Origin of the sequence: Mycobacterium sp. 236(2023) (assembly GCF_029623955.1) — a bacterium.
Classification (GTDB): domain Bacteria; phylum Actinomycetota; class Actinomycetes; order Mycobacteriales; family Mycobacteriaceae; genus Mycobacterium.
Genome location: NZ_JARSBP010000016.1, coordinates 16,623 through 41,946, shown reverse-complemented (window position 1 = coordinate 41,946; position 25,324 = coordinate 16,623). Strand labels below are relative to the sequence as shown.

General features: G+C 65.5%; 23 protein-coding genes. 7 read left to right on the top strand and 16 right to left on the bottom strand.

Features of this window, described 5'->3' with window-relative positions:
• The 10 genes from P9A17_RS32660 to P9A17_RS32615 all read right to left on the bottom strand — a co-directional run bounded on the left by P9A17_RS32660 (position 1) and on the right by P9A17_RS32615 (position 11,177).
• Positions 1 to 1,734 carry an SIR2 family protein gene (locus P9A17_RS32660; RefSeq protein ID WP_278042962.1) on the bottom strand — a complete coding sequence of 578 codons (1,734 nt, stop codon included), beginning with the start codon at positions 1,732 to 1,734 and terminating at the stop codon, positions 1 to 3.
• A gap of 465 nt (positions 1,735 to 2,199) precedes the next feature.
• Complete coding sequence (locus tag P9A17_RS32655; RefSeq protein ID WP_278042961.1) at positions 2,200 to 3,258, bottom strand: hypothetical protein; 1,059 nt, start codon at positions 3,256 to 3,258, stop codon at positions 2,200 to 2,202.
• On the bottom strand, positions 3,255 to 4,319 hold the full coding sequence (locus tag P9A17_RS32650; RefSeq protein ID WP_278042960.1) for a VWA domain-containing protein: 1,065 nt from the start codon (positions 4,317 to 4,319) through the stop codon (positions 3,255 to 3,257). Before P9A17_RS32650 ends, P9A17_RS32655 begins: the two co-directional genes overlap by 4 nt.
• The gene (locus tag P9A17_RS32645; RefSeq protein ID WP_278042959.1) at positions 4,316 to 5,398 is read right to left on the bottom strand and encodes a hypothetical protein; all 1,083 of its coding nucleotides are present in this window, start codon (positions 5,396 to 5,398) and stop codon (positions 4,316 to 4,318) included. Before P9A17_RS32645 ends, P9A17_RS32650 begins: the two co-directional genes overlap by 4 nt.
• The gene (locus tag P9A17_RS32640; RefSeq protein WP_278042958.1) at positions 5,389 to 5,865 is read right to left on the bottom strand and encodes a hypothetical protein; all 477 of its coding nucleotides are present in this window, start codon (positions 5,863 to 5,865) and stop codon (positions 5,389 to 5,391) included. Before P9A17_RS32640 ends, P9A17_RS32645 begins: the two co-directional genes overlap by 10 nt.
• Positions 5,852 to 6,727: a DUF58 domain-containing protein gene (locus P9A17_RS32635; RefSeq protein WP_278042957.1), complete on the bottom strand. Its 876-nt coding sequence runs from the start codon at positions 6,725 to 6,727 to the stop codon at positions 5,852 to 5,854. Before P9A17_RS32635 ends, P9A17_RS32640 begins: the two co-directional genes overlap by 14 nt.
• A 10-nt stretch (positions 6,728 to 6,737) precedes the next feature.
• The gene (locus P9A17_RS32630) at positions 6,738 to 7,742 is read right to left on the bottom strand and encodes an AAA family ATPase (protein WP_278042956.1); all 1,005 of its coding nucleotides are present in this window, start codon (positions 7,740 to 7,742) and stop codon (positions 6,738 to 6,740) included.
• A gap of 43 nt (positions 7,743 to 7,785) precedes the next feature.
• The gene (locus P9A17_RS32625; protein WP_278042955.1) at positions 7,786 to 9,039 is read right to left on the bottom strand and encodes a hypothetical protein; all 1,254 of its coding nucleotides are present in this window, start codon (positions 9,037 to 9,039) and stop codon (positions 7,786 to 7,788) included.
• 7 nt (positions 9,040 to 9,046) lie between these two features.
• Positions 9,047 to 10,192, bottom strand: coding sequence for a hypothetical protein (locus P9A17_RS32620; RefSeq protein WP_278042954.1), 1,146 nt, complete (start codon positions 10,190 to 10,192; stop codon positions 9,047 to 9,049).
• Positions 10,193 to 10,196: 4 nt separating this feature from the next.
• Positions 10,197 to 11,177: a hypothetical protein gene (locus P9A17_RS32615; protein WP_278042953.1), complete on the bottom strand. Its 981-nt coding sequence runs from the start codon at positions 11,175 to 11,177 to the stop codon at positions 10,197 to 10,199.
• Between the two features lie 597 nt (positions 11,178 to 11,774).
• Here P9A17_RS32615 and P9A17_RS32610 point away from each other — a divergent pair.
• Together P9A17_RS32610 and P9A17_RS32605 are read left to right on the top strand one after the other, a co-directional pair.
• The gene (locus P9A17_RS32610) at positions 11,775 to 12,167 is read left to right on the top strand and encodes a hypothetical protein (protein ID WP_278042952.1); all 393 of its coding nucleotides are present in this window, start codon (positions 11,775 to 11,777) and stop codon (positions 12,165 to 12,167) included.
• 211 nt (positions 12,168 to 12,378) lie between these two features.
• Positions 12,379 to 13,311, top strand: coding sequence for a DUF4226 domain-containing protein (locus tag P9A17_RS32605; protein WP_278042951.1), 933 nt, complete (start codon positions 12,379 to 12,381; stop codon positions 13,309 to 13,311).
• A 10-nt stretch (positions 13,312 to 13,321) separates the two neighbouring features.
• Here the strand turns inward: P9A17_RS32605 and P9A17_RS32600 are convergent, their stop codons facing one another.
• Together P9A17_RS32600 and P9A17_RS32595 are read right to left on the bottom strand one after the other, a co-directional pair.
• Complete coding sequence (locus P9A17_RS32600; RefSeq protein WP_278042950.1) at positions 13,322 to 13,912, bottom strand: zeta toxin family protein; 591 nt, start codon at positions 13,910 to 13,912, stop codon at positions 13,322 to 13,324.
• A gap of 37 nt (positions 13,913 to 13,949) precedes the next feature.
• Positions 13,950 to 14,336, bottom strand: coding sequence for a hypothetical protein (locus P9A17_RS32595; protein ID WP_278042949.1), 387 nt, complete (start codon positions 14,334 to 14,336; stop codon positions 13,950 to 13,952).
• Positions 14,337 to 14,647: 311 nt separating this feature from the next.
• On the opposite strand from P9A17_RS32595, the gene P9A17_RS32590 reads away from it, so the two are divergent.
• Positions 14,648 to 15,718, top strand: a complete 1,071-nt coding sequence (locus P9A17_RS32590) for an IS110 family transposase (protein ID WP_278042947.1) — start codon at positions 14,648 to 14,650, stop codon at positions 15,716 to 15,718.
• 132 nt (positions 15,719 to 15,850) lie between these two features.
• Here P9A17_RS32590 and P9A17_RS32585 read toward each other — a convergent pair whose 3' ends face one another.
• Positions 15,851 to 18,139, bottom strand: coding sequence for a hypothetical protein (locus tag P9A17_RS32585; RefSeq protein WP_278042946.1), 2,289 nt, complete (start codon positions 18,137 to 18,139; stop codon positions 15,851 to 15,853).
• Positions 18,140 to 18,291: 152 nt separating this feature from the next.
• Here P9A17_RS32585 and P9A17_RS32580 point away from each other — a divergent pair, with 152 nt between their 5' ends.
• A complete protein-coding gene (locus P9A17_RS32580; RefSeq protein ID WP_278042945.1) occupies positions 18,292 to 18,627 on the top strand; it encodes a hypothetical protein in 336 nt (111 codons plus the stop codon).
• Between the two features lie 222 nt (positions 18,628 to 18,849).
• Here the strand turns inward: P9A17_RS32580 and P9A17_RS32575 are convergent, their stop codons facing one another.
• Positions 18,850 to 19,560 carry a dienelactone hydrolase family protein gene (locus tag P9A17_RS32575; protein ID WP_278042944.1) on the bottom strand — a complete coding sequence of 237 codons (711 nt, stop codon included), beginning with the start codon at positions 19,558 to 19,560 and terminating at the stop codon, positions 18,850 to 18,852.
• 2 nt (positions 19,561 to 19,562) lie between these two features.
• A complete protein-coding gene (locus tag P9A17_RS32570) occupies positions 19,563 to 20,762 on the bottom strand; it encodes an FAD-dependent monooxygenase (protein WP_278042943.1) in 1,200 nt (399 codons plus the stop codon).
• A gap of 307 nt (positions 20,763 to 21,069) precedes the next feature.
• On the opposite strand from P9A17_RS32570, the gene P9A17_RS32565 reads away from it, so the two are divergent.
• Entirely contained in the window at positions 21,070 to 21,711 is a 642-nt protein-coding gene (locus tag P9A17_RS32565) for an MBL fold metallo-hydrolase (protein WP_278042942.1), read from the top strand.
• 354 nt (positions 21,712 to 22,065) lie between these two features.
• Here the strand turns inward: P9A17_RS32565 and P9A17_RS32560 are convergent, their stop codons facing one another.
• Positions 22,066 to 22,632, bottom strand: a complete 567-nt coding sequence (locus P9A17_RS32560; protein WP_278042941.1) for a helix-turn-helix domain-containing protein — start codon at positions 22,630 to 22,632, stop codon at positions 22,066 to 22,068.
• A 753-nt stretch (positions 22,633 to 23,385) separates the two neighbouring features.
• Here P9A17_RS32560 and P9A17_RS32555 point away from each other — a divergent pair.
• Positions 23,386 to 24,822 (top strand): MFS transporter, encoded by a 1,437-nt coding sequence (locus P9A17_RS32555; protein WP_278042940.1) that lies wholly within the window; start codon positions 23,386 to 23,388, stop codon positions 24,820 to 24,822.
• 362 nt (positions 24,823 to 25,184) lie between these two features.
• Positions 25,185 to 25,322, top strand: coding sequence for a hypothetical protein (locus P9A17_RS32550; RefSeq protein WP_278042939.1), 138 nt, complete (start codon positions 25,185 to 25,187; stop codon positions 25,320 to 25,322).
• The last annotated feature ends 2 nt before the right edge of the window (positions 25,323 to 25,324 follow it).

Genomic DNA, 25,324 nt, shown 5'->3' with positions numbered 1-25,324 from the left:
TTAGGCGCCGTTGAGCAACACTGCTGCGCCTGCCTGATAGATCTTCGTAAGCAGCGCATCGGTCTCGTTCTCATCAAGGTAGCTCAAGACCCCCAACCGTCGGCTCATTTCCTCGTTTGCCTCGGCATCGGTGCCATCGGCGTAGTGGGTCGAATCCAGGGTGAGAGCCCCGATGGTGAGCTGATCGAGCATTTGCCCAGACTCTTCGCCATCGACAGCGAACCCGCCAACGGTGATCGGAACAGCGATAACGCCACGCCAGAGCCCTGAGTTTCTGCTTCCGTCCAGATTCGTTGTGATGGGCAACCCGTCGAAGACTGCCTGCGCGGCGGCGTACGGAGAGTCGGACGATATGGGTACCTCCCGTCTCATGGCCCACGGCTCACGATTCTGGAAGGTCGAGGATCCAATGAGTTCCAGCGAGTAGGTCGGCCCGTGGCTGACCGCATCGAGTCGCCGCAGCCATAAACACAGTTGGAAGTTCTCCTCAGCCCCACGTGGATAGGACAGTCCGTGCCCTCGTGCAACGCGGCGCAAATATGTCCGGATCGGCGACAGCCCCGCCCGCAGCCGCTCGGTGATTTCGGCCGACGCGTCACCAACAGGAACGTAGGGCGGCCGGTCAAGTCCGAGCCATCCGTAGGCTGTTGAGATCGCCGATTTGTAACGGTTCCCATAACGTAGTGATGGCCGCCCACCGCTGGGTCTGCTCTTATACAGATCGGGATAACGCAACGCCAGCGACATGTCGGCTACCACCTGATTGACCTGGGAGAACGACTTCAGCAAAATCGGCTTAACGTTCAATTTCCGGTCGATGAAATGCGCCGAAGCCGTCACATAGGCCGCCTGCTGTAGGTCGTCGGCAGCCCCGGTGACCGGCGTCATCACCGATATCGAGTAGCGGTGCAAATCTTTACGCCCCTTCGACGAATCCGGCACGGTGTATGCCGGATCCGACCCAGCGGACTGGTAGAGCGGCGCGATGACATTGGGGTCGGTGAGGCTAACTCCGACGAAGAGGCCGACCGCCCCATCAAGGGCGTCGGCAATGACATCGCGGACAGCGGCGCCATGCGTCAGGAATTGCGATTGAGTAAGCACCAACGGGTGTCGGACGGTGTCTTCGGGTTTGCCGACCGCTTGCGTCACCATCCCGTGAACGTGCAGGACGGAAATCACTCCAGCCTCGCAGTGCTGACGCCATTGGTCTTTCTCGGAAAGGCCGAACGCTTCGACAGCTGTGCCCAGCACTTCCTCGAGCGCCTGTTCGACGATTCGATCGAAGTTTGTAGTGATAATCCGAACCGTTCCCGCGCGAACGGCAACCAGCCGGGCCAGAGACTTGGCCAACGGTCCTGGCACAACAAGTGCGCTCGGAGGAAAGAGGGCGTCTCGGATCAGTTCGTGAGTATGAGCATTCTTGTTCAGACTGTGCGCGAGGGTCAGCGCGATCTCCGCCCTACGGATCTGGTCGCCCTCGTTGGACGCCACGAGCCTGGCCATCTCTTTGTCCTGAATCGACGCTGCCAGGCGATTAACTAGCTCACCCCAACTAGGCAGTCCGCTATTCATAGATAATCCAGCTCCGATAAGCAGAGTCAGCGGCATCGAGGCCTTCTGAATGCTGTCGAACATCTGCCGCAAGTAAGGTTGCCGTGAGAATGACAGTGCGTGGTCATTAACCAAGTCATTGGCAGAGATCAGCGCGTAATCGGCACGACCGGCGGACATTCGCGCTTCCTCCCCACAGCGTTCACACTTCGCGCCGAGCCCGGCCCGGATGTCGATCCGGTCTTGCGCCTTCGTCGCGGCTGTTGGACCGCAAACGTCACGATATAGTAGCTGTCCTCCGAGGCTGTGTGTCGTCAACGCGGCCAACGGATTCGGCGTCGCCGGGTCCGAACCGGTCGGCTGCCTCCCGTCGAGGGTCGAGCGGCCGCTGCGACATACGAGGTGCCGACAGGCCCTACTATCAACCGATCGTTGGCGCAATCAGCAGGTTTCGCGCAGCAATGCCCGGGAAGCACCCTTCGCGTCCGCGCGAGTAAGCCTTGCCATCGCGAAGAAGTGATCGAGTCTTATTGCCTGTCACCGTCTGTGGCTCAGATATCCTTTCGGAGCCATTCGCCACCGCGGCCGCTGAGGTCCTGCCGTCCGATCTTGTAGGCACCCTTGGAGCTCTGGCCGGCCTGGTGGTCATTCACGGTCGCCGCTGTAGGAGTTGGCGTCTTCCAGGAGTCTTTCGAGGAGCCCGAGTTGACCTTCGCCGTCGACGGGTCCGAGGGTCAGCGGGGGACCGGCGGTGTTGGGGTCGCCGATCGGGATGCCGTCGGGCCCGACCTCACCCATGATGCGGATCGCCTGTGGGGCGTTGGGGTCGGCGACCCCGGATCCGAGCGGCGGGGGTGTCGGGGGCGGTTCGCCCGGGCCGGGAGCGGGTCCGGGAACTGGCATCAGTTGTGGTGGGCTGGGCAGGTTTTCGCCCAGCAGCGGCGGTAGCGGTGCGGTTCCGGGGCCCTGCCCCGGTTCGCGTTGCGCGATCGGCGGCAGCCCTGGCGGCGGCCCCTGCGGCTCGCCGCCTTGCGCGCCCGGTGGTGGCGGGGGTTGGTCGGCGACCGGGGGAGCGGCCGTCGGCGGGGGCGGGGGCGGGGCGTTGATCACGGCGAGTTTGCGTTCCAGGCGTGCCTTGGCGTCCGCGCGCAGGGCGCGGCGCTCCTCGTTGGGATCGGCGTTGCCGTCGAAGCAGCCGGCGGCGGCGTCGGTGATGACGGTGATGGCGTTGCGGTACAGCGTGTTTGCGTCATCGAGGCGTCCGGAGGTGACGGCGATGTCACCGAGGGTTTCGCGGACGAGCTCGAGATTGACCCGCACCGGACACGCCTCGGCGTCCTCGATCTGCGCCAGTGCGTCGGTGAACCGGGCGTCGGCGTCGGCCAGTAGACCGTCCAGGACGAGGACGTCTCCTTCAGCAAAAGTCACGACGGCGTCGTCGATCACCCCGTAGCCGCGGAGCTGTTCGACGTTGGCGCGCAGCGCGTCGACGTCCTGGCGGGCGAACGCCTCCTGCGTGGCGTCACCGACCCGGGCGATGTGCGCGGCGGCGCCGGCCGCGGCGAGCAGCAGCACCAGTACGGGCGCGGAGAAGACGAGCAGACGGCGCCGCAGGCGCTGATGCGATCGCCTCGGGTTCCACCATGCCCGCATGCGCCCGGCGGCAACGCGGGCGAAGTGGCGAGGCGCTTCGCGCAGCATCATCGGTTCATCACCCGGCCCGGGCTGATGTCGCTGCGGGAGAGCCGGTTTCGGCGCAGCTCGCGCACTGTCAGGATGCCCTCAACGAGCAACAAAGCGGCCGCGAGCAGGGCGAAGATCCAGTACAGCTCGGTGCGCATGGGCGCGGGTTCGGGGCCGGCGGGGGTGTCCGGGATGTAGCCGGAGTCGATCGCCGGCAGCACCGATCGGATGGGTTGTCCGGCCTCGCGATGGTGGTACTCCATGTCGAGGCTCTCGGCGATGTCGGTGAGCTGCGGTTCGTTGAGTTTGGCGGTGAGCAGGGTGGAGGTTCCCGGTTCGGCATAGTAGAGCCTGCGGCCGTCGGCGATGCTGGCGGGCACCGCGCCGCCGGCAGTGGTCCCATAGCCCAGCACGGCACCGCCGGCGATCAGCTCGGACGGCACGTCGAACGGCGATGGTTGGGCCTGCGATCCGACGGCGCCGTCGCCGAGGTAGTAGACCACGTTGGTCCCGTCGGGGTACTGTCGCTCGGCTTCGCGCAGCTGGCTGGTCAGCACGTCGTCGGCGGTGGTCGGGTCGATGAAATCCAGTGCGTCGTACGGGACGAGCGAGTAGGCAGCCAGCGTCTTGACGTAAGCGCGGAAGCTCCATTCGTCCTGTGACAGTGGCCATTCGACGTCCGCTTCGGTGGCGAAGCCGATCAGGTTGAACCGTGCTCCGCGGTAGACCTCGATAAGCACGGCGATGTCGTCGCGCATGCCGACCATGCGCGCCTGCCCGTCGCCGTAGTCGGCGACGCGGGAGGTCAGCGAGCGGTCGACGACGAAGAACACGTTGATGCTGGGGACGTAGGCCGCGCCCGACTCGGCGCGTTCCTGGCCGTCGGGGATCCCGGGCCGGTAGGCGGACAGCACCAGCAGAAGCACCGCTGCCGTCAATCCGGACCAGCGGAGGACGACGCGGCGGTAGCGTCCCGGCGCTGCCCGTGTCAGCAGCCGGTAGAGGGTGACCAGTCGCAGGATCACCACGACGACGGCGAGAGAAGCGAGCAGATAGGCCGGCAGCACGGGGAGGAAGGTCATCGCCGCAGCACCACCAACGAGATGGACAGCAGCGCTGCGGCAATCACGGCAACGGCGAGCGCGGTCTGCGGGGCGTCGAGGTTCCGGGGCGAGGCTTCGACGGTGCCCGCGCGCGATGCGCCCGACGGGTTGTCGTTGATCCGGGTGAGCTTGTCGGTCAGGACCGCCGCGTCGCCGCCGGCGGTTCCGGCCGGGTTGTACAACTCGAAGGTGCCGCCGGTGGCCTCGGTGAACTCGCGCAGCAGATCGTTGTCCTCGGTGGAGGTTTCGGCGACGTCGGCGCGCGAGATCGCGTTGATCTGGATGCCGCCTTCCTGGGCCATGGCTTGGATCTGGCCGGAGTCATACAGCGGGGGCCGGGTTTCGTCGTCGGTACGCCACTGGCTGTAGCCGACATAAACGACCTGGCGGCGATGCTCGGAGCGTGTTGCAAAGTCGGGGAACCCCGACATGCATAGCGCGAGGGCATCTTCGATGCTCGGTGCGTAGTCGACGTAGGTGACGGCGCGGGCAAACGAGTCGATGCCGGCGGCCAGTTCGAGGCGCTGCTCGATCGGGACGTCCTTGCGGGTGTCGAGGTCCTGCTGGATGCGCGCCATGTCGGCGAAGTAGCGCAGCCGCTGCTCGGCGTAGCCGCGGTCGCGGGTCAGGGGCATGACGCGCTGGTTGGGCGAGGTGATGCCGAGGGACTGGTTGGTGAAGGCCTTCGCCTGGTCGGCGTAGAAGTTGAGCAGGTCGGCGGTGGTGGGGTCGGTGACCGGTTGGCCGACGCAGAGCATGATGTCGCGGGGGTGCGTGGTGTCGTAGCGGTTGTCGTCAGCAGCGAGCTCGACCGGCCGGGCGGCGGCGACGATGGCGGCCAGGAACGCGGTCGCCAGCAGCGCCGTGGTCGCGGCGATCGACAGCACGTAAATCCTTTGCACGCGAGCGAATTCGGGCAACCGGGTCAGTCGGTCGACGTGGGCCAGCGGGCGCAGGTTGCGCTGTATGCGTTCCACCGGAAGCTGCCACGCGGCGACTGCCCCGACGATCAGGCACAGCAGTCCCGCGACGAGGATCGGCCACCATCTCAGATCCATGTGCGGACCAGTTCTTCGGCGGATCGCCCCAATGCGGTGACGTCGCTGCGGGTTTGGTTGTTGAACTGGGCGTCGTCAAAGGCCGCCAGCAGCGGAGCGGCCTTCGCGGCGCCGGTCTGGGCGAGGTCGTCCAGATGCAGGTATTGCGCGCGGACACCGGTGTGCACCGACAGGAAGCTGCGCACGGCGCGGTCATAGGCTGCGCTGGCCTGCGCGGGAGTCAGGGCGCGCTCGTGGAAGCGCTGGGTGGTGTCGTGGATCGAGTGGAGAAAGCGGCGCCGCAGCAGGGTGGTGTGCACGCTGCGCAGCAGCGGGATGGTGCGCAGCCGCTCTGGCGGCAGCGTCCAGACCCAGACCCCGGCGCACCACGCGGCGACGAGGATCACCAGGAGCACCGCGATGGCCGGCCACCATGCCGACAGGGGCAGGGGGCCGCCGAGGAAGCGCAGCAGATCATCGCCGGGCATGGCCGTAGGCCTCCGTCAAATCCACGATCGCGGACCGGATTTCGTTGCTGGCGTTGACCCGCACGAACGGCACGCCGCGGGTGAGGAAGAAGTCGTCGAGGTCGCGGGTGCGGCGCTGCTCGGCGGCGCGGTAGGCCGCTAGCACCGCCGCGCCCAGGTGGGTGCCGTCGTGGACGAACCGTCCGCTGGCGACGTCGTAGGCCTCCTGTTCGCCGTGCTCGCCGCCGACGGCGGGCATGTCGCCGATGGCGATCCACAGCAGTTCGTGACGGTCGGCCAACGTGCGGACGGCTTCGTCGAGGCGATCGGTGATGTCGGGTTCGTCGCTGACCACGACGAGCAGCAGCCGGCGGCGGTGGCTGGCGGCGACGTAGTCGAGCTGGGTGACGATGTCGCTGGGCCCGACGTCGCCGAGGGTGCGAGTGTAGAACTGGTCGAGCATGCTCTCCAGGTGCGCTTCGCCGCGGCGCGGCCGCACATCGCCGGTGCCGCCGGAATCGCCGAACACCAATCCGATTTCGTCGGTGCGGCGCATCCCGATCAGGCTGATCGCGCCGAGCACCGTAGCGGCGATGTCGCGTTTGACCTCGCCGCTGGGTGCCAGCGCCGACATGTTGGCACCCGCGTCGCACACCATCAGGATCTTGTGATGCTTCTCGGTGACGAAGCGTTTGACGAGCACTTCGCCCGAGCGGGCGGTGGCGCGCCAGTCGATGTCGCGGATCTCGTCGCCGGCAACGTAGGGGCGCAGATCGTCGAATTCCATGCTGCGGGTGTGCAACAGGGCGTAGCGGCCGCCATCGAGCATGCCGCGAGTGTCGGGACCGAACGCGGCCAGCGCACGGTTGAGGCGGATTCCCATGGGCGCGCCCTCAGGGCACCCGCACCGACTGCAGGACCGCGTCGATGATGGTTTCGGCGGTCACGCCGGCGGAGAGCGCTTCGAAGCGAAGGATGAGCCGGTGCCGCAGCACACGGGTCGCGATGCGCCGGATATCGTCGGGCAGCACGTGATTGCGTCCCGCGAGCAGTGCCGCAGCCCGGGAAGCACGAGCGAAAGCGACGGTGGCCCGCGGGCTGGCGCCGTACTCGACGAGGCGGGCCAGCTGCGGCGGGAGGAACTGGTCGGGCTGGCGGGTGACGTGGACGAGTTGGGTCATGTAGTGCACGAGCACCGGGTCGAGGTGGATGTTGGCGGTCAGCCGCTGCAGGTGGCGCATATCGTCGAGGCTGATCACCGGCCGGGCTGGCGTGGAGCGGTCGAAAACGCCTGCGTCCATGCGGAAGATGACCTCGGCTTCCTCCTCGGGGGTTGGGTAGCGCAGTACCTCTTTGAGCAGGAAGCGGTCGGTCTGGGCTTCCGAGAGAGGGTAGGTGCCTTCCTGGTCGACCGGGTTCTGGGTCGCGATGACCAGGAATGGCTCCGGGATCGGGTGCGCCGTCCCGGCAATCGTCGTCTGGCGTTCCTCCATCGCTTCGAGCATGGCGCTCTGCGTCTTGGCGCTGGAGCGGTTGATCTCGTCGAGCAGCACGATATTGGTGTGCACGGGGCCCAGTCGCGTGACGAAGGCGTTCGCTGACGAGTCGTAGATCTGGGTGCCGAGGATGTCGCCTGGCAGCAGGTCCGGGGTGCACTGGATGCGGGCGAACCCGCCGGAGATGGAGTCGGCCAGCGCGCGGGCGGCGGTGGTCTTCGCCAGGCCCGGGACGCCTTCGAGCAGGATGTGGCCGCTGGTGAGCAGACCGATGAGCATGGTTTCGCGCAGCTCGTCCTGGCCGACGATCTTGGCGGCGAACGACTGTGCAATCGCGGTGGCGATGCGGTGCGCGCCGTCCATCTCGTCTCTGTTGGGCTGGACGCGGGTCGAAGTCGTCATGGCTCTCTCATCATGTGGGGCAACAGGTCTGGGGATGCGGCAGCTATCTCAGCGGCATGTAGAAGGTGAAAACCGGTGGCTGTTTGGCCATGTCGGCATTTCCCGCAAAGGAGAAGGGCCGGTTCGTTGGCTCGTCTCGGGGCGGGTTATCGCGGTGAATGATCCCCGGGAAAGTGATGGAGCCGGAGACGGACTGCATGCCGTCCCAGTTGTGGATGAAGCTGACGAACTCGACATCGTCGAGGGTCGTCGGCGGCTCCCAGGTCGCGGTGCCCTCAACCATGCCCGGGATTCGCGCCCGCTGCGGGCAGTCCGGGACGGACAGCTCGGTGGATTTCGCGCACTCGACGACGACGGGCATCATGGCCTTCTTCACGGCCTCTTTGCCTGCATCGGTGATGTCGAACCGGTAGTTGAGGTTGGCACCCCACGGGATGTGGTTGAGCAGGTAGACCGGATTATCGATGGTCACGGTGTAGTTGGGGTTCGAGCTGCCGTACTCGATCGGTCCCGGAAAGACATAGGGGCGACCGGATTTCGGAATGTTCTCGCCGTAGATGGTGACGGCGTCGATGAGCCCGACACCAGCGGGCGCGTTCTCGTTGCGGAAGTTCAGGGGCAGGGCAGCAGTTTCGAGTTTCCACGGGCCGTCGCCGTCGCGTTTGAGGTAAAGGTCCTCGTCGACGGCATAGTCGCCGAAGTTGGCGATGACGTGAACCTTGCCGGTGTCGCTGGATTCGACGATCTGGATGTCGGTGATCGGGGCTTTTTCGATCTGCTTTTTCAGGACCTCATCGGTGAGGAACGTATTATCCGGGGGCGCGATGAGCCCGTAGGACAGCGCGGCTTGGGCGTCGCCACGGGCGAGCGCCTCCAGGTAGGCCTGGACGGTGTCGCCGGCGGTGGCAGGTCCGGATTCGCTGCTGGAGGTGACGATGACGATGCCGGTGACGACCAGAATTACGGCGATGGCGGCGCCTGCGAGGGTGAGGATCAGCCGGCGGCGGCCCGGCGGCCGCTGCGGCGGAAGTTGTGGGGGCAGCGCGTAGTTGGGCGGGGGATACGAGAAATCCTGGCGGTCAGTGGTGGGCGGATGGCCGGGGTAGGGGACCGCCGGGGGCGGACCGGGGTATGGGGCGGCCGGGGTCGGTGGGGGCGGTTGCCATCCCGGCGGCGGCTGGTTCGGGGGCGGTTGCCATCCCGGCGGCGGCTGGTTCGGGGGCGGCGGGGCGCCGTGCGGCGGCTGCGGCGGTTGGTGGCCGCCGCCGATGGGATTGGGTCCTCCGAAGTTGGTCACGCCCAGCTCATTTCGTCAGTACCTTCGGTGGGTCGGTGCCAATGTCGACCATCATGAAGATGGCGAGATCGGCGGTCATCGGCACAGTCTGGCCGTCGGTGCGGCGCATGGTGATTTGCACGTTCTTGATGCTGCCGCTGACCATCGCCGAGGTCAGGGTGCCTTCGAAGGTGTAGGTCAGGCCGGCGACATCCAGCGGTGAGGTGAATTTGGCAGTGGAGTCATCCAGGGTGGGGTCGAACGTGTTCATCGCGCATTGGGCCGGCTTGGGGCCAATGTCCCCGTAGCAGGGCTGGTAGCGGTCAATAACCGCGTCCTCGAGTGCCAGTCGGCCGGCCTCGTTCATCGAGTACTTGGCCTCGAGCAACTCCATGCTGCCCAAGTCGTCGAAGCTCAGCGGCGCAACGGGATTGACGTCGATGAACGGGCTCGATGAGGTCAGGTCGAGGTGGCCGGGAAACGCGTAGAACTCGCTGCTGCCGCCCACCGGCGCGCCGAACGCGACGAGGGTGGTGGCGGTGCTGGTCTCGACGCTGGCGGTGGTGCTGACCTTGACGAAGGAGCTATCGAGCTTCCACTCGCCGTCGGAGCGGACCATGCGAATGCTGGATTCGGTGCGCTTGTCTCCCAACATCAGTGCGATCTTGACCGAGGTTCGGTCCGGGCCGGCGCCCGGTTCGGTGGTCTCACCGAGGATCTCGATGCCGGACATCGGTAGGGCGTCGAGTTGTTGGCGCAGCACGTCGTCCGTGAGCAGGTCGGAGTTCGGTGGCTGTGTGGCGCTCAGTGCCAGCGCGGCCGACGCGTCGCCGCGGGTCAGGGCGTCGAGGTAGGTCTTGGCGACCTCGGTGGCGTTCCCACCGCTGCCGGGGCCGTTGTCGCCGGTGGTGACCACCACAGCGACGATGACGCCGATAATCACCAGCACGGCGGCGGCCGCTGCGGTGATGATCAGTGGTGTGCGGTTGCGGCGCGGCGCAATTGGCGGTGGCGGCGGGAACGCGGGTGCCGGGCCGTACCCGTATCCCGGTTGGTTCCAGCCCGATTGGGGTGCGCCGACCGGGGGCGGCGGGTAGTCGCCGTGCGGCCCGGTGTGCGGCGGCCATGGGTTCGCTCCGGAGGTCGGACCCGGCCAGTTCGGCGGTGTGGTCACGGCGTCACGGTCCGTAGGTGATGGTCGGGGGAGTTTTCGTGATGTCGGCCTCCCCGGTGAGGTACTCGGAGATCGGCGTGTCCCACAGTTGGCCGCGGTCCATCTGTACGCGCAGACCGAGGTTGAGAGAGCCGTAGAACTGAACGACACCTGTCTGGGGATTCAGGAAGTCAGCGCTGAAGGTGTCGAAGTTGTTCGGGACGGACCACTGGGCAGTCCCGGGCACAAGGCCCGAAACTTCGATCCCTATCGGGCAATTCGGAGGTGCCGGCTGCTTGGATTTCGCGCATTCGGTGACCTTGGCCATGATCGCCTCGAGGATGGCGGATTGGCCTTCCTCCGAGATGTCGAACTGGACGTTCTGCGATGAGAAGCCGAGGAAGATGTTCATCATTCCCGGCGTCCCGATGTTGTTGGCTGTGATCGCGATGTTAGGGTTCGACGATCCGAGTTCCACCGGACCAGGAAACACGTACGCGACACCGCTCTTGGGAGCGGGCTGACCGAAAATGGTCACGAAGTCGAACAGCTCAGGCTTGTAGATGTTGCTGTTGCGGCCCAGATCCAGTTTCAGCGCGGCGTGCGGAAGCTTCCAACCGCCATCCACTTCACGTACAGGGATCTTGTCGCTGGTGGTGGAGTCGCCGAACCTGACCGACACCTCGACCATCACCGCACCGTTGGCGCCCGGCGTTTCACCCAACGTCTTGATGTCGGTGACGGGCATCTGCTCACTCTGCTTCTTGAGGAGGTCGTCGGTCAGGAACGTCGTATCCGGCGGCTTCGATTCGCCGAGGGCCAGCGCCGCCTGCGCATCCCCCCGGGCTAAGGCCTCGAAATACTCCTGCACGGCCTCGCTGGGTGTGTCTGCGCCGCCGCCGGAGCCGCCGCTGACGATCACGACGGCACCGACGACGAGGGCGACCACGACGGCCGCGGCACCGAGACCGAGAAGCAGCGGGGTGCGGTTCTTCCGGCGGGGCATGACAGGAGGTAGCCCATAGCCGCGTGGACTCCAGGGCTGGCCGGGGTAGGGCTGCTGCGCACCGGGGTATCCGCCGTCGGGTGCGGGTGGGTACGGCTGACTCGGTGGCGGCGGCGGGGGCGGGGGACCGCTCGGAGACCAGGGCTGGGCTTGCGGGGGCGATCCGGGCCACGACGGTGCAGGGCCAGATCCGTGCGACGACGGAGGCGCTGGCGGCGGGCAGGGCTGTTGTCCCTGTTCACCGGCCCCCGACGGGCCGCCGATCGGGTTCGGACCGCCGAATCCGCGCGAAGAATCCCCCACTGCACCCCCATGTCGTGTCGCTGCCTCAGGTCTGTCAACAAACCCTAAAGGCAGCTGCGCTGGGCTCATGACACCAATTTTCGGGGGGCGTGCGCAAGTTCTTGGAATGGCCGGATGGTTCAACCACCCGGGTCGGCAAGGCCGTTCTGCGGCCACCAATCCTGTGCAATGGCAGGCGCTCGCATGTCGCGATAAGCTTTGCTGGGTAGCGATGAGGCGTACGCCGGGCAGGGTCAACCGCCCAACCGCGCACTCGTGCGTGTGGGTGCCGGGACATGCCTGCAGACTGGGGTAATGACTTCTGACGAGCCGACGCACGGCCCCCACGACGTCCCGGGTGGCGAATCGGAGTTCGCGATGGATCCGCAGGCCGTGATCTGGGAGCTGGCGGACATGCTCGTGCGGGGTCAACGCGATCTGGCGTCATTCCGGCAAATGGCGGAGACGGTGCGGCAGACCGGCAGCGCCGCACCGCGCGAGGCCGCCGAGTATCTCGCCGCGCTGGCGACCTACGAAAAGGATTGGTACGGCGAGACATTGCCGATGATCGCGGCGAGCATGAAGCTGGCGCACGAGGTCTACGAGACGTTTGGCCCCGGAATGACCCGGGTGCAGGACCCAACCGAGGCCGCGATCTGGAACAACAAGCATCACGTGTGGTTTCGGGAGTTCACCGCGGGCAGATAAGCCGCGGTCGCACTAAGGTCGTGCCGTTGTCCGGACATGATCCGCCGCTAATACGGGGAAGGTCCGTCGTTTACCCGGATATTGCACTTCACGCCAATTTTGTACGGTTGGCTTGTGCGCTTTGGCGGGGGTCGTCGGTGGCTTTCGATGCAGTTGGTGCCGCGAGAAACTCGTGCGACGTCCCTGGCGCCTGGGCCCAGATAATGGGTAGGTGTCCATTGACGTCGAAGTGATGCAGGCGTTGGCAGCAGTCCGGCGGGCCCGCTCGCTGTTCGGCGCGCCGGAAGCGGTGAGCGCTGGGGGACCGCCCTTGCAGACTGCGGCCGACTCCACCACCGTTGCGCGCCAACGATCGTCAGAGCTGTCCGGTCGAGCGGTCGGCGCTTATGCCACGGTTGCCGAGATGCAGAGCCGCACACTGGGCATGGCCAGCGGCACCGACGATACCCTGGAGTCCCGCCTGCGCACCGCCGCACAAATCACTCAGGATGGCGCACGACGGCTCGACGGCATTGTGGCGCAGACGAACTCGATCGCCGAGGCGGCTGCGACGGCGCGCACCCCGGCCGCGCAATTGATGGTCCTCACCGCGCTGCGGGCCCAAGTCGCTCACGCCCAGACCGTGACCGCCGTGACCACACAGCAGGCCGGCGAATCCGCCGGGCAGATCCAGGCGCTGACCTATGGGTCCGGCGATATGCCTCAGTCGCCGCCTGATACGCCCGGACAGGACCCGCCGCACGGCAAGGACCCGCGGTACTGGCTCGATGTCACCAACATCGTGCACGTCCCCGACGGTGAGCTCGCGCCGACCAACACCGTCCAGATCGGGCCCAACCTCTGGTACCCGGCGCCGGAGCACCCGGGATTCGCCACCCCCGCCCCGCCGCCGGCGAAGTACCCACTCGATCTGGGCGACGTTCGGGTCATCGATCCGAACTCCGACGAGCTGTTCCCGCCGCGCTATCGGGAGATCGCCCCCGGGATCGGTGTTCCGTATCCGAGCACCTCAGTACCGGCGCCGTGGCCGTCACCGCAGCAGCCCGTTGATGTCCGCGACATCATCGAGGTTCCGGCCGGAGCGCTGGCTCCGTCGGGATACGTGGAGTACCTGCCGGGATGGTGGGTGCCGGACCGGTCGTAGTGCCGGGGTGCTATCCGGGGGCGTCGCAGGGCCACCGTGACGTCAGCGCGCTCGGCGTCCACGACGGCCACGTCGAGGAGCCCACGATGAACCCGCCGCTGACCTGGGCGACGATGCGCGGCCCACGCACGGTGCTGTTGTCGTAAAACGTTGCGGCATCGGCACGCTGCGCCGCTGTGGCTACGAGATCCCACAGCCGTTGATAGCGTTCGCGGATCTTCGCCTCGGGGACATCGTGCCCGCCGGCGGCGACACGGTGGCGCACGCGCTGCACCGCGAGGTCCTCGGGGATGAGCACAGCATGCAGGAACACCGAGTAGCCGGAGTCCTGTGCGGTGTCGATCAAATCGAGTTTCGACGGGTGGGAGAACACCGTCTCGGCGATGAAGGACTCGCCGAGCTCGATGAGCTGGGACCGGGTCTGCGCGGCGATGCGCGCGGCCTCATACGAATATTGCGCAGGCGCCTCGGGCCACCGGCGTTTGGCGATCTCGTCGGCGTTGACGAAAGCACTGCCGGGCAGCAGAGGAGCCAGCGTCTGCTCGATGAAGGTGGACTTCCCGGCGCCGTTAGATCCGACGACCAGATCGAGACGTTTCACCGCGGCGACAGGTGACCGGGTTCCGTTGAGCTACCAGTCACCGGCGATCCAGGGCGGCCGTGGAGCCGTCGGGACGGTACTGCACGATGTCGCCGTTGTCGTCGAGGGCGACGGTGGTGATCCCACGTGCGGCCAGCGTGGCGCCATAGTCGGCGGTGGCGAGACTTTCTTCGATGGCGACCGCGATCTCGGCGTTGAACACCACGCCTTCCTCGGCTGACAGCGCGCGCAGCGGCGTTTCGCCGGCCAGCGCGGCTTCCACCCTTCGGCGGGCGGCGCTGTGCTGGCTCGACACCGCACGGCCCACGCGGGCCCAGTGGTCGAGCTGCTGCTTGGCCGAGCGGCTCTGGCGCGATCCCTCGGCCGCGGCACTATCCATCAGGTCCGCGGCGATGCGGGTCACCCGGTCGGCAGTGTCGGTCACGGCAACCTCCTCTGTAGCAGTCTGCTACCACTGTAGCACTCTGCTACAGATGGGGGACGGCTGCGCGACTATCCTGATGAGGTCTGGTGCGCGACTTAGCTTTGCGGCCTGTTGCCGCCTCCCGAGGCTGGCTCCGAATGAGCACCGCTGGTCGCGCGTTCCGGACGAGATTGTGCGAACCGCGCAATCGATGATCACCCGCCGCCGGGCTCAATGTTCACTTGCCGCCTCCGCTGGCTGACTTGTAGCGTGCCGGGCGCGGGTGATCATCAGCGGTTGCGGGCCAGCTCACGGCCCCGCAGTGTCGAGGTGTGACGCCGAAATACACCATCGGGATCGATGCCCACAAGGCCACGCACACCCTGGTCGCCGTCGACGCCGCGGGCGTGGTCCACGGCGAGCGGACCGTGAAGGCGGTGTCGGACGGCCACGCCGAGGCGCTGCGGTGGGCGTCGAAGTTCGGCGACGATCTGGAGTGGGCGGTCGAAGATTGCCGGGGGTACACCCGGCTGCTGGAGCAAGATCTGTTGGCCGCCAACCAACGGGTCATCCGAGTGCCCTTGGTACTGATGGCGCACGCGCGAAAGTCGGCGCGTAGTCCCGGGAAATCCGATGCCATCGACGCCACGGCGGTAGCCCGGGCGGCACAGCGGGAACGCGACCTGCCCGTTGCTTTCCATGACGAAACGACCTGGCAACTCAAGCTTTTGATGGATCGTCGTGACGATCTCGTCGAACAGCGAGTGGCGTTCACGAATAGGCTCATCCAGCGCTTGCATCTCATCGACCCGGCTCGACCGCGTCCCAAAGACCTCACCCGGGCCAGCAACCGTCAGCCGCTGGGCGACTACCTGGCCGCACAGTCAGGGCTCAACGCCGAGCTGGCGGTCGAGGAACTCGCCGACATCGATCGCTTCAGTCGGAACATCGATGCGTTGACGAAATCCATTGGCGGCCGCGTGCACGACTGTGGCTCGACGTTGCCAGACATCCCAGGCTGCGCCGAGATCACCGCGGCGCGATTCATCTCCGCGGTGGCCAACGTGACCCGCTTTCACAGCGAAGCCGCGTTCGCCCGGTATGTGGGCGTCGCCCCTCAGCCGGAATCGTCGGGGTTGAGCCGAGGACGCATGCAGCTCAGCCGTGGCGGCAATCGTCAGCTCAACTCGGCGTTGCACACCATCGCCATCGTTCAGATCCGTCTCGACGGACCCGGCCGCAGGTACTACTTGCGGCGCATCGAGGAGGGGGATACCAAAGCCGGGGCGCGCCGCTGCCTCAAACGCAAGATCTGCCGCGTGGTGTTCACGCGGCTGCTGGCCGATAGTCGGCGGGCGGCCGTATCCGGGTCCTCGCCTGAGGCGAATCCGCCGTCGCGATAACAAAATTCGATTACTACCCGCTTGCCATGATCGAGCGCAGTAGGAGAATGACGCGATGGCCGACGTGGGAAGGCGCGAACTGCGACAGAACCCCTTACCCGTCGTGCGGGTGCCGAGAACATCGCTACCGCGCTACCGGTTTTGGCCTTCAATGACTCTGTCGTAGGCGCCCTCGTACTTGTCGAAGCCGGTGTTGGTCTTTAATCCCATGCTGTCGAGGTAGGCGTCAACGGCACTGGTGATACTGCTCGACGGCACATCGGTCCCCCCGAGCGGGAAGATCTGACCGTTGTCGGCGCGCACGCCATCGAGAAGGCTGGTATCACCGACACCCAATTGCAAGAACTTATTCGCCAGGACGTGCCGGGGGATATCCTCGCTGAGCTTCGCCACCGACGTGGCGTCGACGGGTACCGGCGACTTCCCGATAATGATGTCCTGCAGCACATCGTCGGCGCCCGGGACTTGGCCGACCTTGTCGACGATGTCACCCCACACCGGCAGCTTCTGAGCGGCGTCGTACCAGAACTTCTTATTCTCGAATGCCTGCTGAGCGGCGTCGTTCTTGTCGGAGATGACATCGTTGGCGGCGATGTTGGCACCGGTGTCGATCACCCCCCGCAATGCGCCGGACGCTTGCAAGTCATCGGTGTTCGGGATGCGCGCAGCGTCAGCGATGGAGCGCACATAGGAGTCCTGGTAGTCGTTGATCAGGGAGTAGGCGTTGCTGTTGAGGGTGTTCGCCGCGAAGTCGTCAGTTCCTAGGACGCCGAAGAGGTTGCGGGTGGCTTTCATCGCCGGGTCGTCGATATAGGACTGGATAGCGGGGTCGGTACTGAACTCGGCGAGCGGACGAAACCCGGCGGTGTAATCAAGCTTGTTGTCCATCATGTCGTCGAGGTAGGGCACCGTCGCCTGGGCCATCGCGCGCGTGAAGTCTGGGCTGACCTGTCCCATCGAAAGATTGTCGGTGCCAGGGATGTTGAGCAGCTTGTCGGGATTGTTGCCGGCGAACTGCGCGAACGCGTTGACGGTCTCCCCGGCACGGGTGGCGGCGGCACGCTGGGTGGGGTCAGACGGGTCGGTCATGTTCGCCACATCTGGGACGCCGGTGAGCATATTCGACAGGGCGGTGCCGCCGTCGGTCCAGCGTTGTGTCATCAGGTTTTCCACGAACTGGTTGTCGAACACCGGGCGGCCCTGATCGTCATAGGAAGACACGACGGCGTCGTGCACGGCGACCGGGTCCCGCCCGGAGGCGGTGATCATCGACTGGATGTCGGTGGTCATCGGATCGTGAAATGGCGTGGCGTCCGACCAGACGCCGGTGCGCATCAGCTGCAGCGCCTCCTCGGACTTGTCCAGCATGCCGACATCGAGTGCGCTGCCGCGCATCAGGGCTTGGTCTCCGTGGCCCAGGATCGCGGCCATGTCCTTCATCCCGTCCCAGTGCGAGAACAGGTTTCGCGGGTCGAAGCCGTGGCCGCCGCTCTGCACCAACTGCTCCCAGGTGCTCTGCGGCACCCGCAATGTCGGGTCGTTGACGATGTCACGCAACGCTTTCGGAGCGTTCCCGAGGCCGCCGCGCTGTCCGTTGGGCGCCGACACGTGCGGATTGGTGGCCAGGCGCATCGCATCGGTGAGAGCACCGCCGCCCTGGGCGCGGGTGTAGGCGCGGATCTCCTCGGTGGTCTTGGGATCCAGTCCGCGCGACATGGACGTCAAGTACGCCATCTGATCGGGTGGTAGCACCAGATCGCCGCGCTCCAAGGCGGCCTGCTGGTCGGGCGCCAGCGTGGTCGCCTGGTCGAGTCGGGCCTGGGCTTCGGGGGAGAGCTGACCGTCCTCCAGCAGGTCCTGAGCGTCGGCGTTGCCCTGCTCCTCATCCAGCGGCGAGGGGTCATCGGCGAGCTCGGCGTTGAGCTCCTCCAGGGTGCCGGTACCCGTGGCCAGCCGGATGCCGGCGGCAAGATTCTCATCGGCATCGTTGGCGCGGACCATCAGATCGGTGATCTCCGCCTCGAGGATGTCGACCCGGCGTTCCATCTCCGCCCGGTCCTCCTCGGTGGCCGGCGGCAGGTAGGAAATCTCGCCCGATTCGACGTTGATGGTGATGCCCCACCGGTCGGCCATCCGCTGGATCTTCGTCCAATCCGCCTTGATCTCGGAGACCTGCCGCTCGGCGGTCTGGGCGGCGCGGGCCACCCCGTCGCACTCCTCAGCGTGGTCAAGCAGGTCGGTCCGTATCCGGCCGGCCGCAGCGTCGGCGGCCTCGCGTGCCTTGCCCTCCCAGGGCGTCGTGGCCAGGACATCGCCGATCCCGGTCGCTGCGCTGCGAGCCCCGTTGGCCCGATCGATCGCCGCCTGAAAGACACTGTGGATCGCGCCAGGATCCCAGCGGTCCAGGTCAGCCAGCGTCAACGACAACAGTCACCCCCACGGTTGGTTTGCCTGACGTCCGAGGTCAAAATACCCGACCTGAGAGTGGGGTCATCGCAGCAGTTTGCCGAGCTGGTTCGACGCGCGACGCGACCGGGGTGGATCCCGGTCGACATCGGTAGGAGAATGGCGCGATGGCCGACGTAGGTCGCGAACGGCGACAGAACCTCGCAGCCGTCGGGGACGACGGCGAGGTGACGGCGCTCGTCGGTGACCCCGCGACCGCGAAAAGCGCGCCGTCGGAGAATGATCCTTGGGTGGCGGGGGAACGAGCAGCGCTTATCTATGGCACCGGAGCGGATCCGGGCTGGGAAGACGAATTGCGAGCCATGCGGCTCACAGGCGTCGTCGCGGTCCGGGGGAGTCGAATGGCCCCGTCGGCACCAGCGTGGCAATCGCTGCCGACCCGGATGGACGACGACACAAAGTCTCTTGCGATCTTGACCAGAGTGAGCCCATTGAGCCGATGACGCGGTGAGGTCCAGTTCGCGGATGACGTTGTCAAGCCCTACGGACAGCATCGTCTCGTTAAGCAGCATGAGGAACGTGGCTGAGGTAAGGCTGGAGATGACAGGCCCATATCAAGGTGTCGGCTGCGTCTTTTTCGCCGTTGCGATGTCGGCGGATTGCCGGACACCGAAGGCCTCCGCGCCTGGGGCCGGCGCGGGGAGATTGCCTTCTGATCGTCGTCATCACGTGTCGCTGAGATGTTCGTCAAAGAAGGTGATGATTCGTTCCCAGGCATCTTCGGCCTCGGTTTCGGCGTACTTGAAGGTGTCTGTCCACTCGAAGACACGCAGCCGCAGGGGAGCCTCGCGCCAATCGTTCATGAACGAGTGGCCGACGTTCGGGTACTCCTTGATGTCGTGGGGCACGTTGCCCTGCTCCAGTTTTTCCGCGAGCCGACCTGCGTCACCCTGAAGCGCCTTGTCGAGGGAGCCGTAACTGGCGACGACCGGGCAACTGTGCGCGAGCGCGTCGGCGTTAGGTGGCCAGTTGCCATAGTTCGGCGCGGCCGCGTCGAAGTGGCCACTGGGAGCAAGCAGTAGACAAAAGCCGCCGCCGAGGCAGAAGCCGACCGACGCCACCTTTCCAGTGCAGAGTGGATCGGCGGCGAGGTAGTCGCGCGCAGCCAGCAGGTCGTCGATGGTAGGGCCTGCACCGGTTCTCATCGCTCGCGACATCGACACGACGCACCTCAACCGCGCACCGGGGCGATAGAGGTTGGGGGCGAGAGCGACGAAACCGGCCGCCGCGAGACGGTCCACCGTCCGGCGGATGTCGGCACTGAGTCCGCCGACGTCGTGAATGACGAGAACGCCGGGCCAGGGGCCATCGCCGCGCGGGTACTTCAGGTAGCCCCTGAGGGGGTGGCGGTCATTGGAGATGGTGAGGTCGGGCATGTTCAGACCCGCAATTCGGGATAGCTCGGAAGGTCTTCGGATTTGGACGGGGGAGACGGGAGCTTGCCACTGAGAGCGCGAGCGGGTCGCGATCCCGCGATGCGTAACGCAGTCCTGAAGGCGGTGAGCCCCCAGCGGGTCATCGGGTGTGCCAGCCGGGGTCCGCCGGGAGGAAGCTTGCGGGCCTTCTCGACGAATACCGACATCTGCTCCTGGTATCGGTGTAGCGCTGCCCCTATCGTGCTGTTCCGGGCCAGTTCGCCGGCCAGGACGTAGGCCCCGGTGAGGGCAAGGGTGGTTCCCAGGCCACTGAGCGGTGTGGCGCACCAGGCCGCGTCGCCGAGGAGTACCGCTGCGCCCTTGCCGTAGGTGGGCGCGAAGACTTGAGTCAGGTTGTCGACGTAGAGTTCATCGGTGTCTGCGAGCTCGCGCAGAATTCGCGGCGCCTTCCACCCGACGTCTGAGTACGTGTCGATCAGCAGCCGCTTCTGTTCATCCTTGGGGAGATCTTCGTAACCCTTGGACGGCGACAGGAATGACAGCGCAACACGGGTGGTGCCCTTGTTGTCTGGTCGAATAGTGATGGATCGTCCGCCGATCGCGTTGTACCAGTTCCAGTATCGGTTGTCGTCCTCAGCAAGCGGAATGGTCCCGAAAGCGGTGTACAACCCGAGAGGCTTGGTGGGGACGTCGCCGAAAATCATTGTGCGGGTGAAGGAGCGGGTGCCTTCGGCAACGACGACAAGGTCGTATCGTTCGTGGACGTCGTCATTGATGGTGACATCGACCCCCGTGTCGTCTTGCTCGAGACCAGTGATGCGCTGCCCGAACCGCAGCGTGACTGTGTCCGGAAGGGCGTCCACGAGAATCTTCGAGAGTTCGCCGCGCAGAATCTCCGCTTGGCCGGTTGGGCCGTCACTGTCGGACGTGCCAGCAGGAATCTCCCACAGCGTGCGACCGTGATCGTCGATGAAGCGGGTACCTGTTTCGCCGGTGTTGCGCGACAGCACCTCCTTCTCGACGTTCATCCGACGCAGCACTTCGCGGCCAGTGCCGCGCACGTCGACGTTCTGTCCGGCCTGGCGGAGTTCGTGGCTGCGTTCGATGAGCGTGACCGAGTGGCCGGTGCGCTGCAACCAGTACGCGGCAGCGGGACCGGCGATACTGGCGCCCGAGACGAGGATATTGAGTTTCGTTGTCATCGTTCCTCCAGGACGGGGGCGTTGGCGTCAAAACCTCTGCAGTTAGCCGGATTTGGCCGCCTGACTGCATCCCTCGACCCGCCATGCCGGCTCCAGAACAAGCTCTTATATGAAATTACTTTTTGATTAAGTTACCGTCTTGGTAAGATTCTGTCGAGCCTCGTCCTCGGGTGCGACGCTGAATCGCCAACCGTCCTTCGACCACCCGTTCCACGAAAGGCGAGCAGGGATGTGCCCCAACAATTCACTGGGCTCCGCTGCATTCTCCGGAATCCCGCCGCGGGAGATCGCTCAGAGTCTGTGGTGGGTGCCGACCACCATCAGCAACGCCTACCTCTGGCGAGATGACGACGGTCGAGTGCATGTGGTGGACCCCGGCATGCCCGGAGATCACCACAAGGTTCTGTCCATGGCCGCGCTCGCCGGCCTGCGGATAGACCACACGAGCTCGATCGTCCTCACCCATTGGCATCGTGATCACAGCGGCGCCGCTGCAGACCTGGCCGCCGCAACGGGGGCGACGGTCTGGGCGGGAAGCGCTGACGCCGTAGTGCTTTCAGGCCGAAAGGAGCCGCAGTACCCCGACCTGACCGACGACGAGAGACCTGCATTCGAAGGTCTCGTCTCAGCCAAGCCCGATTCCATCCGAGCACCCTGTTTGCCCGACGCGCGATCCTATGGGGACGGTGACTCAGTGGATTCCCGCGGACGCGCAATTGTGGTCGACGTGGCAGGGCACACCGCCGGGAGCATCGCGATCCATCTGACCCACCTGAACGTAGTCGTCACCGGCGACGTCGTGATAAACGACCCCCAAAGCGGACTTCGGCCGGGTCCCTTCAACGTCGATAACAAGCGCGCCGCAGCACAATTCACCCGAGTGCGGAAACTTGGTAGCACGACGATCGCCGTTGGCCATGGCATACCCGTTCACCCGGGTCTTGGTTGAGACTCGATTCTGCGCCGTAGGCGTCTGCCTTGCCCGTTTCGCGCCGGCCGCGAAGACGGTGCGAACACCACCGCCCGCAGGCTTCCGACTCGTCTGTGAGAGCCGCATAGAGCGGTGGCGAGAGTGACCAGCGCCGTCCGTCCAGGACCGGGCCTGCGCCGCTGTGGTCGCGATACCGATGGGTGAGGTGGATCGAGGTGATGCTCGCCGGTCATCCCAGGATTGACGAGGCGAGTACGGCCCCCGCTGTCGCGATAGGTCGGCATTGCTAACGCTAGTGCGCAGCAACCACCGGCGAGCGGCGATCCCGGGATGGTGGCGCGGGTAGTTGAGGCCATCAGGTAGTGAATGCCCTTAGTCGGGCTGGGCGAAGCGTGCGGCCCTGGCCTCGGAGGTCTCCCTCGGTGGTATCTCATGCTCGGCACGGGTGATGAAATGGTCCATTCCGTGGTGCAAGCGATCGATCACGCCTGCCACCTCGTCGAGAAAATCCTCGGAATAGTCCGCGAGGACGGCATCGAGGAGATGGCCCAGTGGCCCAAAGAACCGTGGGGCTTCACGCTTGATAGCGGGGTCGCTGCGTAGCGTCACAACGCGTCGATCCTGACTCTCACGGCTGCGGACAATCAATCCCGCGGCCTCCAGCCGATTGAGCAGCGAGGTAGTCGCGCCAGAGGTCATGGCGAGGCGCCGAGCCAACAGCGCCGGGGTCAGTGGCGCGCCTCGGTCCTGGGCGTACAAGATCTCCGCGTAGGCGGCAGCGTCGGCAGTGTGGACGCCCAGCCAGGCTGCGAGGTGGCGGTTGAGGTAGGTGTAGTCGGCGGAGTAGGCGCGCAGTAGTTCCAGCACCCGGATGTGCCGCTCACGCCGCGCTGCGCTGATGTCAGTGTGGACCGGAGCCGACTGGGCGTCAGTATGCATGAATCCCCTCTTGGAAGCTTCGACGAACCGGTCGACACCAGCGTATCAGCTATGTACCTTTGTGATTAAGTAACTTCATCTGAGTTACTACGTATCGGCGCCGCCGAAGATCCTGCGGCAGGCACGGGCACGGCTGCTACAGGCGATGGGATGACTTTCGGTGATCGTAGATATCGAGCGCCGTTTGGGACACCCACCAGGCGGCGATCCTGCCGTCCTGGACACACGAGGCCGCTCATGCCTGAAGTCATAGTTTCCGGTGATCGACGCCCGCTACGTGGGTACCTGAAGTCCCACCGCGGGAAGGGGCCATGGCCCGGGGTCCTCGTGATCTACAACGTCGGCAGCCAGAGCGCTGATGTTCGTCGAACCGTCGACCGCTTGGCCCCCGCGGGATTTGAAACGTTAGCCCCGCCTCGTTGGCGCGTATGCGCGCTAGCCGGAGAGCTGGCTGCAACCAGCTTCAGCGACCAACGCGCGAAGCCGCTACCGAGCATTGATGCGCGAGGTCGTGGCTACAAGTCCCCTCGTGTCCGCTGAGGCCATGCGCAAAGCGCAACCGCCAAGTCGTCTGGACATTCGCATCGCCCACACCCGGACCCGATTTAATGCCAGCCCCGTGGGTAGGGTGGTCGCCGCCCTGCGGCAGGCAACCTCTCAGCGGGTGCATCCGTCAGGCGATGTCGAACTACCGCACTATCTAAGCGCCGCACCGTCGGAGGATGATCAGGTTGCGACGCCGCCAGGTTCCGCATGACTCGGGCCGTAGGCGTCGCCGCCCGACTCGCCCGCATCCCACGTCCGCTATGGGCGCTGACCGGTCAAGCGGCCACCGTCTCCCTCGCGCTGGCATTGACCACGACCACGCTGCCCACACAAGTCGCAGACCTCGACGTTTCACCAGTCGTTCAACCGTGGTTAGCGACAAGCACCCTCATCGTAGGCGCATTAATCCTGCCTCCGACGAGCTGGCTGCTGGCCCGCTACGGACCACGGACTCTGCTCCTAGCAGCCACCGCAATGTTACTGCTGGGCAGCACGATTGTTGCCTTTGCGCCGTCGGTCGCGGTGCTCATCACAGGCAAACTCGTCTTCGAGGTCGGGTTTACCGCGTCTGCTCCGCTCGTGTCGACAACTGTAAGGTTGCTGGTCAGCGCAGACCGCCGCGGACGGACATACGGCACTATCGGCGTCGTCACCGGCGTGGCCTTTATCGTGGGCCCAGGCATCGGTGGCGTGCTCAACGACCAGCTCGGATGGCGCTGGTGCTCGTTGGTGGCCATACCGCTGGCGGCCACCGTGTTGATTGTCGGTTGGCGCACATTTCACGTCGACGCCCCGACGACCGCCGCAGGCCTTGACGCCTTATCCCTGGCCCTGGCGGGCGTCGGTATCGGCGGACTGGTCTATGGATTCACCACCATCGGCAGCGACGAGATACCCGCCCTTCTCCCGGCGCCAATCGTCCTGACGGTCGCCGTTGCAGCCCTTTCCGCGTTCATCTGGCGGCAACGAGCAACGCAGCGACGCGACGCTGCTCTTTTCGATCTGTCAATTTTCGCCGTGCCCCAATACCGCTTAGCTGCAATCATTCTCACCGTTCAGGTATCACTCAACATTGCCGTCTCAGCCACGCTTCTGCAGTTCTACATTCAAAATGTCCTCCAGCAATCTGAGTCGTTCGCTGGCATCGCACTGATCCCGGGAGCCGTCGTGGCAGCCCTGTTGGCCCGCCCCGCCGGTGATCTTTACGACCGGTTCGGACCTCGATGGCTCGTAGTCACTGGCACGTCGCTCATCACGCTGGCCATCGCCCTTTACGCGACCCTGGACGCCGACTCCCCGCCGGTACTGGTGGTTGCTTTCGATGTCATCTTCGCTACCGGTACTACTCTGTCTTCCACTCCCTTGATTATCAACGCCCTCAACGCGATTTCCACTCGTCAAACCTCCTACGGGGCCACGGCACTACCAGCACTGCAACAGGTCGGCCAAGCCGTCGCCACATCAATCCTGCTGGCAGTAGCCACATCTGGTTCGGGGGACCTCGAGGGCCTTAATGCCGACGACTACCGACCCGCCTTTGCCGCAGCCGCCGCCTGCAGCCTCGTGCTGGTAGCGCTCGCTTTTTTCGTCCGCCGAACCGAGCAGCACGAGCCCGCCGAGACGCATTTCGAGGCGCCGCAGTAGCAAACCGGCGGCATACCTTGCGCGCTAAAGAAGAGAAGATGCACTACACGGCTCCCTGCGTGTTCTCCGCCTCACCTACCGACCGTCACTTGGCAGTATGCAACCTCGAAGCCCAACGCGAAGGGCACGCGGACTCAGACGGCCGCTGCGCGAGCACATCTCGCGTTCACGGCAGTGATCTTTAAGCGCAAATGGTGCTGCGTCTCACTACCGCGGGGACCGCGTTGACCGGTAAGCCTTCACGAACGTGACCCGCTTCCATTGTGAAGCGGGTCATGCGGTAAGGGCGGCGTCGCCCCTCAGCCAGAATCGTCTGGACCGAGCCGAGGGCGCGCCGCTGCCTCAAACGCATGATCTGCCGCGTGGTGTCTTCCGAGGCGGCACGTCAGAAGGCCGGCGCGGCGTTGCATACCGAGGCAGAACAACTCGCTCAAGACGACGCCGACCGCGCCGAGGCCATGCCCGTGTTTCGCGACATGGAGACGCTGCGGGCGTGGTGAGG